Origin of the sequence: Marilutibacter chinensis (assembly GCF_021725675.1) — a bacterium.
Taxonomy (GTDB): Bacteria; Pseudomonadota; Gammaproteobacteria; order Xanthomonadales; family Xanthomonadaceae; genus Marilutibacter; species Marilutibacter chinensis.
In genome coordinates this window covers 1-12,105 of the sequence record NZ_JAKJPO010000003.1, presented here as the reverse complement: position 1 = coordinate 12,105, position 12,105 = coordinate 1, and the positions used below count along the sequence as shown (strand labels likewise).

The 12,105-nt window shown below is 69.3% G+C and carries 10 protein-coding genes; 6 read left to right on the top strand and 4 right to left on the bottom strand.

What is annotated here, in order from left to right; translation table 11 throughout:
• Nucleotides 1-147 precede the first annotated feature (147 nt).
• The 3 genes from pssA to rimI are packed head-to-tail and all read left to right on the top strand — an operon-like array spanning nt 148 to nt 1,873.
• Complete coding sequence (pssA, locus tag L3V18_RS05720; protein WP_237053733.1) at nt 148-945, top strand: CDP-diacylglycerol--serine O-phosphatidyltransferase; 798 nt, start codon at nt 148-150, stop codon at nt 943-945.
• Nucleotides 942-1,388 (top strand): hypothetical protein, encoded by a 447-nt coding sequence (locus L3V18_RS05715; RefSeq protein WP_237053732.1) that lies wholly within the window; start codon nt 942-944, stop codon nt 1,386-1,388. Before pssA ends, L3V18_RS05715 begins: the two co-directional genes overlap by 4 nt.
• Entirely contained in the window at nt 1,385-1,873 is a 489-nt protein-coding gene (rimI, locus tag L3V18_RS05710) for a ribosomal protein S18-alanine N-acetyltransferase (protein ID WP_237053731.1), read from the top strand. Before L3V18_RS05715 ends, rimI begins: the two co-directional genes overlap by 4 nt.
• A 160-nt stretch (nt 1,874-2,033) precedes the next feature.
• Here rimI and L3V18_RS05705 read toward each other — a convergent pair whose 3' ends face one another.
• The 3 genes from L3V18_RS05705 to L3V18_RS05695 all read right to left on the bottom strand — a co-directional run bounded on the left by L3V18_RS05705 (nt 2,034) and on the right by L3V18_RS05695 (nt 7,118).
• Nucleotides 2,034-4,991, bottom strand: a complete 2,958-nt coding sequence (locus L3V18_RS05705) for a valine--tRNA ligase (RefSeq protein ID WP_237053730.1) — start codon at nt 4,989-4,991, stop codon at nt 2,034-2,036.
• Nucleotides 4,992-5,185: 194 nt separating this feature from the next.
• On the bottom strand, nt 5,186-5,611 hold the full coding sequence (locus L3V18_RS05700; protein WP_237053729.1) for a DNA polymerase III subunit chi: 426 nt from the start codon (nt 5,609-5,611) through the stop codon (nt 5,186-5,188).
• 10 nt (nt 5,612-5,621) lie between these two features.
• A complete protein-coding gene (locus L3V18_RS05695) occupies nt 5,622-7,118 on the bottom strand; it encodes a leucyl aminopeptidase (protein WP_237053728.1) in 1,497 nt (498 codons plus the stop codon).
• A 155-nt stretch (nt 7,119-7,273) separates the two neighbouring features.
• Between L3V18_RS05695 and lptF the strand changes: the two genes are divergently transcribed.
• Together lptF and lptG are read left to right on the top strand one after the other, a co-directional pair.
• Nucleotides 7,274-8,356: an LPS export ABC transporter permease LptF gene (lptF, locus tag L3V18_RS05690; RefSeq protein WP_237053727.1), complete on the top strand. Its 1,083-nt coding sequence runs from the start codon at nt 7,274-7,276 to the stop codon at nt 8,354-8,356.
• Nucleotides 8,353-9,453 carry an LPS export ABC transporter permease LptG gene (gene lptG, locus L3V18_RS05685; RefSeq protein WP_237053726.1) on the top strand — a complete coding sequence of 367 codons (1,101 nt, stop codon included), beginning with the start codon at nt 8,353-8,355 and terminating at the stop codon, nt 9,451-9,453. The genes lptF and lptG overlap by 4 nt, the downstream gene beginning before the upstream one ends.
• Nucleotides 9,454-10,122: 669 nt before the next feature.
• Here the strand turns inward: lptG and L3V18_RS05680 are convergent.
• The gene (locus L3V18_RS05680; protein WP_237053725.1) at nt 10,123-10,632 is read right to left on the bottom strand and encodes an RDD family protein; all 510 of its coding nucleotides are present in this window, start codon (nt 10,630-10,632) and stop codon (nt 10,123-10,125) included.
• A gap of 306 nt (nt 10,633-10,938) precedes the next feature.
• On the opposite strand from L3V18_RS05680, the gene xerD reads away from it, so the two are divergent.
• Entirely contained in the window at nt 10,939-11,916 is a 978-nt protein-coding gene (gene xerD / locus L3V18_RS05675) for a site-specific tyrosine recombinase XerD (protein WP_237053724.1), read from the top strand.
• The last annotated feature ends 189 nt before the right edge of the window (nt 11,917-12,105 follow it).

The window sequence follows — 12,105 nt, the reverse complement described above, 5'->3', positions numbered from 1 at the left end:
GGGCTGGAGAACCCTGGAACGTGTGGCCAGGAGTGCGGGCGGCGGTCGGGCGGGTCATCGTCGGAGCTCCGTTCGCGGCGGGTTTCGCCGGTCAGACGCCGATTGCATCACCGCTCCGCCGCACTGGCAAGCGATACACTCTGCTTCATGCAAGAAACCCAACCCCCATCACGGCTGCCGCCGCGCCCGCGCAACCGCGGCATCTACCTGCTGCCCAACCTGTTCACCACCGGCGGGCTGTTCGCGGGGTTCTACGCGATCATCGCCGCGTCGCAGGGGCGTTTCGACGATGCCTGCATCGCCGTGTTCGTCGCCGCGGTCCTCGATGGCGTGGACGGGCGGGTGGCGCGGCTGACCCATACCCAGAGCGAGTTCGGCGTCCAGTACGACTCGCTGGCCGACCTGATCAGCTTTGGCCTGGCGCCAGCGCTGGTGATGTATCACTGGGCGCTGTCGACGATGAAGTTCGACAGCGTCACCGCCGGCAAGGTCGGCTGGATCGCGGCGTTCCTGTATGCGGCGTGTGCGGCGCTGCGGCTGGCGCGGTTCAACTCGCAGGTTGCGGTCGTCGACAAGCGCTGGTTCATCGGCCTGGCCAGCCCGGCGGCGGCGGGACTGATGGCCAGTTTCGTCTGGACCGCGCACGAGCTTGGCTACACCGGCGAGCAGTTGCGCTATCCGGCGCTGGTACTGACCGTGGTGGCCGCGGTGCTGATGGTCAGCGGGCTGCGCTATTTCAGCTTCAAGAGTGGTCCCCGCAACGACCGCGTGCCGTTCCTTGCGATCATGCTCGCGGTCGCGGCGGTGGTGGCGATCGCGATCGACCCGCCCAGCGTGCTGCTGGCGGCATCGGCGCTGTATGCGCTGTCCGGGCCGATGTCCTGGCTCTACCGCAGGGTGCGGCGCGGAGGGGGGCGTGGCGGGGAGGACGGCCCCCGGCCATGAGTACGCCGTGGACGACATGCCAGCGGGAGTGGCTGCGGGTGCTGGGGCACCCGGTGCTGGTGTTGGCGGGCGGCGAGCCGGGACGTCCCGAGGACGAGGTCGACGGGAAAGGTGCCGGCGAGGACGCCGCGAACGAAGCATCCGCGCCGCCGGCACCGCCGCCCACGCCGGGACCGCGGATGACGGTACCCAAGCCGCCCATGAAACCGGTTGTCGCGGACATTCCAGCCACGCCAGCGGCGGTGGCGGGGGGCGTGCAGGGGCGGATGGGCGACCGTCTCTATCGGGCGCTGCTGCGCGCGACGGCCCGGCGCACTCCGCACGAGGGCGAGGCCCTGTTGCAGACGATCGCGTTCGACCTGGATGCGCTGCGCGCCGATCCCGCACGCAAGCGCGCGCTGTGGTCGCAGCTGCGGGCCGCGCGCAAGGCGGGACGGGCATGAATGCACTGGCTGCCGACGCGACATTGCAGCCGGCAGCGGGCCTGCGGCCGATGCGCGAGGACGACCTCGACGCGGTCTATGCGATCGAGATCGAAGCCTATCCGTTCCCCTGGACGCCGGGCATCTTCCGCGACTGCCTGCGAGCCGACTATCCGGCCTGGGTGCTGCACGAGGAGGGGCGCATCGTCGGTTACTTTCTGATGAGCGTCGCGGCCGGCGAAGCCCACGTGCTCAACATATGCATCGCACCGGAGCGGCAGGGACGCGGCCACGGCCGACGCCTGCTGCAGGCATTGATGCACGTCGCCCGCGGACGCGGCGCGGAGCGCATCTTCCTGGAGGTCCGGCCGTCGAACCGCGGCGCCATCCGGCTCTACCAGCAGGAAGGCTTCAACGAAATCGGCCGGCGTCCCCGCTACTACCCGTCACATGACGGTCGCGAGGATGCCCTCGTGATGGCGATCGAGCTGCTGGCGCCGGAATGACGAGCGGCTGGATGGCTGCAGCATGGCAGCCGTCCACGGTACAGTCTCGCAGGGATCCAGAGTCCGTGCCGGGCCATCCGCGGCTCGACGCATTCCACGGGAACGCCAGGCAGGCAAGACAGTGTCCCGTGAACGTTCCCGCTCCTCTCCCCTTGGACTGTCAGCCCAGCTTCGCGCGCTGGACGACCAGGGCGTCGTGTTGCTGGGTCCAGTCGGCCAGCCGTTTGCGTTCCTGTTCGACCACCGCCGCCGGGGCGTTGCTGACGAAGGTGTCGTTGCCCAGCTTGCCGTTGCACTTGGCGATCTCGCCGGCGACGCGCTTGATCTCCTTGTCCAGGCGCGTGCGCTCGGCGCCCAGGTCGACCAGTCCCTCCAGCGGCACCAGCAGCTTCAGTTCGCCGACCACGGCCGCCGCGGCGGCCGGAGCATTGGCGCCATCGGCGAGCATGTCGATCGATTCCAGGCGGTTGAGGAAGCGCAGCTGCGAGCCGAAGCGGGCGGCCCGGGCGCGGTCGGCATCGCCGCCGCCGGAGAGCAGCAGCCGCACCTGCTTCGACGGCGCGACATTGAGCTCGCTGCGCACCCGGCGCAGCGCCGAGACCATCGCCTTCAGCCATTCGATGTCGGTCCCGGCATCGCCGAAGCCGTCGACGTCGATGTCGCCGGCCACCGGATAGGCGCGGGTCATGATCGTGGCGTCGGCGATGCCCAGGCGCGGAGCGACCGCCTGCCACAGCTCCTCGGTCACGAACGGCACCAGCGGGTGCAGCAGCGACAGCAGACGTTCGAGCACATAGAGCAGGGTGTGGCGGGTGCTGTCGGCGGCTTCTGTATCGTCACCGTTGAGCGCCGGTTTCGCCAGCTCGACGAACCAGTCGCAGAACGCGTTCCAGGCGAACTCGTACAGTGCCTGGCCGAGCAGGTCGAAACGGTAGCTGGCGAAGTGCTGCGCGGCCTCGACGGCAGCATGGTCGAGGCGGGCGAGGATCCATTTTTCGGCGTCGGTCTTGGGCTGCGGGACGTTGTTGAAGCGCGCGCCCTCTGTGTTCATCAGCACGAAGCGGGTCGCGTTCCACAGCTTGTTGCAGAAGTTCTTGTAGCCCTCGGCGCGACCGAGGTCGAACTTGATGTCGCGGCCCGGGCCGGCCAGCGCGGCGAGGGTGAAGCGCAGCGCGTCGGCGCCGAACGCGGGAATGCCGTCGGGGAATTCCTTGCGGGTGGCCTTCTCGATCTTCTCGGCCATCTTCGGCTGCATCAGTCCGCTGGTGCGCTTGGCGACCAGGGCGTCGGCGCTGATGCCGTCGATCAGGTCCAGCGGGTCGAGCACGTTGCCCTTGGACTTGGACATCTTCTGGCCGTGCGCGTCGCGCACCAGGCCGGTGATGTAGACGTCGCGGAACGGCACCTCGCCGGCGAAATGGTCGGTCATCATGATCATCCGGGCGACCCAGAAGAAGATGATGTCGAAGCCGGTGACCAGCACCGAGGACGGCAGGTAGCGGTCGTAGCCGCGCTCGGCCATCGCCGCGGAGTCGGGCCAGCCGAGGGTGCTGAACGGCCACAGCGCCGAGGAGAACCAGGTTTCCAGCACGTCGCTGTCCTGGACCAGTTTCACCGAGTCGCCGAGGCCGTGCTTCGCGCGCACTTCCGCCTCGTCGCGACCGACGTAGATGGTGCCGGCGTCGTCGTACCAGGCCGGGATGCGGTGGCCCCACCACAGCTGGCGGCTGATGCACCAGTCCTGGATGTTCTCCATCCAGTGGCGGTAGGTGTTGATCCAGTTGCCCGGAACGAACCTCACGTCGCCGTTCTGCGCGAGCTCCAGGCCGCGCGCGCCGAGCCGGTCCATCCTGACGAACCACTGGTCGGTGAGATAGGGCTCGATCACGGTGCCGGAGCGGTCGCCGAACGGCTGCATGATCGGTTTGCTGTCGACGACCGGGTTGCCCTCGGTATCGGTCACCGCCAGGCCTTCGGCCGTGATCGCCGCGACCACCCGCTCACGGGCCTCGTAACGGTCGAGGCCGCGCAGTTCGTCGGGAACGAGGTTGATCTCGGTCACGTCGCCCGCCTCGCGCTCTCCGCGGGCGATCTCGCCGGCGATGCGTGCGCTCTCTTCGTAGGGCAGGCCGTCGGTGCGCATGCACGCGCCGTCGTCCATCAGCGCGTACATCGGGATGCCGTTGCGCGCGGCCACCGCGTAGTCGTTGAAGTCGTGCGCGCCGGTGATCTTCACCGCGCCCGAGCCGAATGCCGGGTCCGGATAGCTGTCGGTGATGATCGGGATCAGGCGGCGATGCTCCTTCGGCCCGACCGGGATCTCGCACAGCTTGCCGACGATCGGCGCATAGCGCGCGTCGGAGGGGTGCACCGCGACAGCGCCGTCGCCGAGCATGGTTTCCGGCCGGGTGGTCGCGATCGAGATGTAGTCGCGGGTCTCGCGCAGGGTGACGTTGCCGTCGGCGTCGCGTTCGACGTACTCGTAGGTTTCGCCGCCGGCCAGCGGGTACTTGAAGTGCCACATGTGGCCGGGCACCTCGCGGTTCTCGACCTCCAGGTCCGAGATCGCGGTCTTCAGCACCGGATCCCAGTTGACCAGCCTCTTTCCACGATAGATCAGCCCCTGCTCGTGCAGGCGCACGAAGGCCTCGACCACCGCCTTCGCCGGCATCGGGTCCATGGTGAAGACGCTGCGGGTCCAGTCGCCGGACGTGCCGAGCCGGCGCATCTGCCGCTCGATGGTGCCGCCGGAGTGCTGCTTCCACTCCCAGACCTTGTCGATGAAGCCGTCGCGGCCCAGCGAGTCGCGGGTCTCGCCCTTGCCCTCCAGCGCCAGGTTGCGGCTGACCACCATCTCGGTGGCGATGCCGGCGTGGTCGCTGCCCATCTGCCACAGCACGTCGCGGCCCTGCATGCGCTGGTAGCGCACCAGCGCGTCCATCAGCGTGTGCTGGAACGCGTGGCCCATGTGCAGGGTCCCGGTCACGTTCGGCGGCGGCAGCAGGATGCAATAGGGCTCGCCCTTGCCGGTCGGCGCAAACACGCCGCTGGACTCCCACTGCCGATAGAGCCGGGATTCGAACTGGGTGGGGTCGTAGGAGGGGGCGAGGGTGGTCATGGTTTCAAGGTTGTCTTCTTTGCCCCCTCTCCCGCGTGCGGGAGAGGGTTGGGGTGAGGGCAAAAGCGCCCCATCCGCCGTTCGAGCACGTGGATTCGCCACATCCATGTGGCTCACCCTTCGGGCGCCTTCGGCGTCCAAACCGGCAGTCCCTGCCGGTTTGTCCCCCGCGAGCAGGGGAAGGGGGTCAAAAGCTACATGTCGTATTTCTTCAACTCGATGCTGCGCGCCTGGTAGTGCTTCCAGCGCTCGCGCAGCGGGCCGCGCGCGTCCTCGTCGGCGGGCACGACCTCGAGCACGCGTTCGAAGTCGCCCTCGACCGCACCGTCGCGCAGATTGATCACGATCGGCCGCAGCGGCACGTCCGCATCCGGCGGCGCGATCAGCACGTCGGCTTCGTCCTCGTCGACGTCCACCCCGACGATCTGATGCGGGATGAACGCGTCCGGGTCGAACGACCACAGCAGATCGTCGAGCTGCTCGGCCTGGGCGGCGTCGCGCGCCAGCACCAGGGTCGGCGTGCCGGTCTCGTAGGCCTTGCGCGCCAGTTCGCAGACCAGCCGCAGCGGCTCCTCGCGGAACCGCGGCTTGACGATCAGGTAGAAGTCGGCGCGCGGCACGGGCGGGCGGTCAGGCGGCGCAGCGGTCGAGCAGCCACTGGCTCAGCAGGCCGACCGGCCGGCCGGTGGCCATGCCCTTGCGGCCTTCGTCGCTCGCGCTGCCGGCGATGTCCAGGTGCGCCCAGCGCTGGCCCTCGGTGAAACGCGAGAGGAAACAGCCGGCGGTGATCGCCCCGGCCCAGCGCCCGCCGATGTTGTAGACGTCGGCATAGGTCGAATCGAGCATGCTCTGGTACTCGTCCCACAGCGGCAGGCGCCAGGCGCGGTCGAACACCTGCTCGCCGGCGCCCAGCAGCTCGTCGGCGAGGTCGTCGTGCTTGCTCATCAGGCCGCTGGCGTACTTGCCCAGCGCAACCATGCAGGCGCCGGTCAGGGTGGCGACGTCGACCAGCGCGGCGGGCTCGAAGCGCTGCGCGTAGGTCAGCGCATCGCAGAGGATCAGCCGGCCCTCGGCATCGGTGTTGCCCACTTCGATCGTCTTGCCGGACATGCTGGTCAGCACGTCGGAGGGGCGGTAGGCATCGGCGTCGGGCATGTTCTCGACCGCCGGGACGACCACGATGAGATTGACCGGCAGCGCCATCCCAACCGCGGACACGAAGGTGCCCATCACGGTCGCGGCGCCGCACATGTCGAACTTCATCTCCTCGATGCCGCCCTGCACCTTGAGGTTGATGCCGCCGGTGTCGAAGGTGATGCCCTTGCCGACCAGCACGTAAGGCTTGCTGTCGCCCCCGTTGCTGTACTTGAGCACGATCAGCCTGGGCGGGTTGGCCGAGCCGCGGCCGACCGCGAGCAGCGAGCCCATGCCGAGCTCTTCCATCTCGGCGCGCTCGAGCACATCGCATTCGGTGTTGTCGAAACGGTCGGCGAACTTGTTCGCCTGTTCCGCCAGGTAGCCCGGATTGCAGATGTTCGGCGGCAGGTTGCCCAGTTCGCGGGCGAACTCGACGCCGGCCGCGGTGCCCTTGCCCAGCGCCAGCGCCCTGCCGTCATCGTCCTTGCGGTCGTCGCCGCCGATCGACAGCCGGACCAGGCCCTTGTGGTCGCGGGCCTTGTTCTTCTCGCCGAGGGTGGCGGTGTAGCGGTAGGCGGCGTGGTCGGCGGCGATCACCGCCTGTCGGATCGCCCAGGCGGTGTCGCGGCCGGCGACCGGCAGCTCCGACAGGGTCAGCAGCGCGTGCGCGACCGGGCCGGTCTTGAGTGCACGAACCGCATCGGCAACCGCCTTCAGGTACTGCGGCACCGCGAACTTGCCGGCTTCGCCGAGGCCGACCACCAGCACGCGCGGCGCGGTCACGCCGTCGAGGTCGTGCAGCAGGGCGGTCTTGCCGGTCTTGCCGCTGACGTCTCCGCGCTCCGCCAGCGCCTTGATCCGGCCGCCGCTGGCGGCGTCGATCGTGGCGGCGGACGGGGACAGGGAGTTGTCGGCGAACATGCCCACGACGATGCAATCGGCTGCGGCAGCAGCGGCGTCGTCGCGGTTCAGGTCGAATTCGAGGGCCATGAAACAGATTCCCGGGGTAAGAATGGATTGTTCCGTACAATCGGCGGCTGGACCGCCAGGCCGGATCGCCCGATCCGGGCCCACGGCCGGCGGACGGGGCCCCTGGCCCCGCGCCTTCGACGAAAGAACCCCCGAGTCTAAAGCAAGCCTGCCCGATGCCGAAGCTTGACCGTTACCTGCTCAGCGAGTTCGCCCAGGCCGTGATGGCCACCTTGGCGGTACTGTTGATCGTCTGCGTGGGCGGGGCGCTGACCGATGTGCTGGGCGACATCGCCCGGGGCCAGTTGCCGGCCGGGCTTCTGCTGGCCCAGCTCGGCCTGGTCCTGCTCAACTGGCTGCCTGTGATCCTGCCGCTGGCGCTGATGCTCGGCCTGATGCTGGCGGTCGGGCGGCTGTACCGTGACGCCGAGATGCCGGTGATCGCATCGATCGGCGTCGGTCCCAGGCGCCTGCTCAAGCCGCTGATGCTGGTGGTGCTGCCGCTGGCCGGGGTGGTCGCCGCCTGCTCGCTGTGGCTGGGCCCCTGGGCCGAGAGGCTGTCGCGCGAGCTGATCAACGAAGCCAACCGGAACATGATCGTGGCCGGCCTCGAACCGGGGCGTTTCACCGAGCTGCCCGGCGGCGGGGTCGCCTTCGTCGGCGAGATGTCGGGCGAGGGCACCCGCTTCGACCGGGTCTTCGTCTACCGGCAATCCGAGGACCGGATGAACGTGGTCAGTTCCAACGAAGGCGCGCTGAAGGCGGGCGAGGACGGCCAGCGCTACCTGGTGCTGGAGAACGGGTTCGAGGTCGAAGGACCTCGCGGCGGTGGCAAGGACTACCGCCTGCTGCGCTATGCGAGCAACGAGGTGCGGATGCCGGCCGGCAAGGAGAAGTTCGATCTCGACGAACCCGAGGCGCTGCCGACCTCGGTCCTGCTCGGGGACGAACGCCCGGAGGCGGTAGCGCAGCTGCACCGTCGGATCGCGCCGCCGTTGCTGGCGCTCGCGTTCGCGCTGATGGCGATCCCGCTGGCCCGCAGCATGCCTCGCCAGGCTCGATACGGACGGATGCTGATGGGCTTTCTCGGCTATCTGATCGGCATCAACCTGATGCTGATGGGAACCGGCTGGCTGGAGGCCGGCAAGATTCCCGGCGCATTGGGCCTCTGGTGGCTGGTGCTGCCCCTGGTCGGTTTCGGCGCGTGGCTGTACCTCGGCGACGGCCGGATGCGGGCCAGCAAGGGGAGTCGCGCATGAGGCTGCTGCCCAGACTCCATGACCTGTACGTGGCCCGCGCGGTACTGCTCTCGGTGCTGCTGACCTGGGCGGTGCTGCTCGGGCTGGACGTGATGCTGGCCCTGGTCAACGAATTCGGCGACATCGGCAAGGGACGCTACGGCTTCGCCCAGGCGCTCGCCTACGTCGGCCTGACGGTGCCGCGCCGGGCCCATTACCTGTTCCCGTACGCGGCAGTGATAGGCTCGCTGATGGCCCTTGGCCAGCTGGCGGCGACTTCGGAGCTGACGGCGCTGCGCGCGGTCGGACTGTCGCGGCGCAGGATCAGCCTCGCCGTCGCAGGCGCGGTGGCGCTGCTGACCGCGCTGATGGTGATCAGCGGCGAAACCGCCGGTCCTGTCGGCCAGCGCCGTGCGGACGCGCTGAAGAGTTCGGCGAAGTCCGACAACCTGATCGTCGCCCAGTACTCGGGGGTGTGGGCGCGCGAGGGCGACACCATCCTCAATGCCGCCGGCGGCCAGGAACGCGACAATGGCACCGATCGCTGGATCGAGCTGCACGACGTGCGGCTGTACGAGTTCGCCGACGACGGCCGGCTGGAGTCGATGGCGCTGGCCAAGGTTGCCGAGCACCGGCCCGGTGGCTGGCTGCTGCGCGACGTGACCCGGACCTATTTCGACCGCCGCTCGGTCAGCGAATCGCACGTCGCAGAGGAGCGCTGGGAGTCGCGGCTGGATTCGACCGCGCTGACCGCCGGCACCGACCGTCCGCGCTACCTGAGCGCCGTCGACCTGCGCCAGGCGATCGACTACCGCGAGCGCAACGATCTGGATGCCGGCGATTTCAAGGAGCACTACTGGGGGCGCTGGTTCTATCCGCTCAACGTGATCGCGCTATGCCTGGCGGCAATCCCGTTCGCGTTCGGCCTGCTGCGCAGCGGCGGTACCGGCAAGCGGCTGTTCGTCGGCATCGTGTTCGGACTCGGCTTCTACCTGCTGCAGACCCAGTTCGTGCAGCTGGCGAAGGTATTGAAGTTCGACTTCCGCCTCGCCTACCTGCTGCCGATCGTGATCATGGCCGCCGTTTCCGCCCTGCTGTTCAAACGCCGCTCGGGGTGAGGCACGGCCGCTTGCGAGCCACTGGCTCGCGGCCGTGCCGAACGCCCGGCGCGCTGCGCCGGGCCGGGGGTTGCGAGGTGAGCGCGCAGCGCGAGTCCGCAACGGCCCGAGAGGCGCAGCCGATCGGTTGCGCTTGCGAGCCACTGGCTCGCGGCCGTGCCGAACGCCCGGCGCGCTGCGCCGGGCCGGGGGTTGCGAGGTGAGCGCGTAGCGCGAGTCCGCAACGGCCCGAGAGGCGCAGCCGATCGGTTGCGCTTGCGAGCCACTGGCTCGCGGCCGTGCCGAACGCCCGCCGCGCTGCGCCGGGCCGGGGGTGAGAGAGGCCGCTTGCGAGCTACCGGTTCGCGCCCGTTCGAACGCCCGGACGCTGGCGTCTGGGCCAGGCAGGTGAGGTGAGCGCGCGGTGCGAGCCGCGATCCCCGGGCTGCGCCCGGCAATCCCCAAAGTCTGCCAGGCGAACCTTGGGGTCCGCCGTTGCGCTCCCACACCGCATTTGCATCCACGATGCGAATCGCCCCTGACGCAGGAGGCTGACCCCCTCCCGTGGGAGCGGCGTAAGCCGCGATGGGGCTTCCCGATGGACAGGATCGCGGCTTATGCCGCTCTACAGAGGCGGTCGAGGGCTTCTGATGATGATTCGAAGGCCCATGGCCGTGCCGTGCGAAGCGCTCAGCGGCGGATCTTCGGGGTCCGCTGCATCCGGGTGCCGCTGGCGCGGTCGTGCCAGGTCAGCCGGTCGCGGTCGAACCAGGCCCACCAGAACCCCAGCCCTCCCGCCAACAGCGACAGCGTCCCGACTGCATAGCGGATCGCCAGCGCGTGGAGTCCAGGGCGACCGCCATCGGCGGAGGCGACCCGCAGCCGCCATGGCCGCATGCCGAGGGTCTGTCCGCCACGCCGCCAGCTGACGACCGCATAGGCGCCGGCCAGCAGCCAGCAGACCAGCCACAGCACGATCTGCAACGGACTGAACGGGGCGATGTTCTCGCGGGCCGCATGCCCGGCCAGGTAGTAGCCGATCGTGAATGCCGCCGATGCGGCCAGCCAGATCGCGAGCACCGGCCACAGGTCGTAGAACAGCGCCAACAATCGCCAGCCCAGCAGGGGCGCGGCCGGAGTGGTGGTCGAGGCGCGGGCGTCGCCGCGGTCGCGGTTGCCTGGATGCGGTTCGGATGCCATCGCGAAAGGATAATCGTTGAAGCCTGTTCGCCGCCTCTGCGCAGCCCCGCCGGGGCGGTCGGGCCTGCGAAGTGGTCGAGTGGCTGGGTATGTCGCTACACGCTCGGGCGACGACACTCCTTCGCTCCGCAGCCGAGGGCGGCCAGGCGGTCTCGCCGCGACATCATGCGGCACCGCATGTCTCAAGCGTGCGTGCGCAGAGCCCTCGCGCATCGGGCGCAGGCGCGGCGGATCCAACGGGCGCCGAGGCCACTGCGAGGCCGAGCGGGCTACGCAGAGGCCGTGTGCAGGCTCTAAGCTCGCGGAATGAGCTCTCCCTCACCCCCGCAAGGCCGGAAGCGGACTCCCGCGGAGCGCCGTGCCCGGGCGATGGCGTTGCCGCCATTGCCGGAGGCCGACGCGACGGTGATCGACCGCTTCATCGACGCGATCTGGGCCGAGAGCGGTCTTGCACGACCGACCCTGGACAGCTACCGCCGCGACCTGGCCGGCCTGGCCCGGTGGAGATCCGGAAAGGATGGCGGCCTGACGGGTGCCGATCGCGTCGCGTTGTTCGACTACCTGGCCTGGCGGACCCGCGAAGGCTACTCGCCGCGCAGCAACGCCCGGCTGCTGTCGGCGCTGCGGGCGTTCTACGCCTGGTGCCTGCGTCGTGGCGATCGCGACGACGATCCCACCGCACTGCTGGAATCGCCGAAGCAACCGCGTTCGCTGCCGAAGGCCATCACCGAAAGCCAGGTCGAGGCGCTGCTGGCCGCGCCGGACGTCGATTCACCGCTGGGATTGCGCGACCGCGCGATGCTCGAGCTGATGTACGCCTGCGGCCTGCGGGTCAGTGAACTGGTCGAATTGCCGGCGACCGCGGTCAACCTGCGCCAGGGCGCGCTGCGGGTGACCGGCAAGGGCCGCAAGGAGCGGCTGGTGCCGTTGGGCGAGGAGGCCCAGCACTGGCTCGAGCGCTATCTGTCCCGTTCGCGGCCGCAACTCGCGGGCAAGCGGTCGCTTCCCTGGCTGTTCGTGGATACGGGAGGCGAGGCGCCGACCCGCCAGCAGTTCTGGCGGCTGGTCAAGCGCCATGCCGCAACCGCCGGCATCGATCCGGCCAGGATCAGTCCGCACGGCCTGCGCCACAGCTTCGCCACCCACCTGCTCAACCACGGCGCGGACCTGCGCTCGTTGCAGATGCTGCTCGGCCACAGTTCCTTGTCGACGACCCAGATATACACCCTGGTCGCCCGCGAGCAGCTCAAACGACTCCACGCCCAACACCACCCGAGGGGGTGAGGCACGGCCGTTTTAGAGCCACTGGGTCGCGGCCGTGCAGAACGCCCGGCGCGCTGCGCCGGGCCGGGGTTGCGAGGTGAGCGCGCGGTGCTAGCCACGATCACCGGGCTGCGTCCGGAAGTCCCCAAAGTTTGCTTCGCAAACCATGGGCCCCGCCGTTGCGCTTCCATACCCCCATTCATGCCTGTG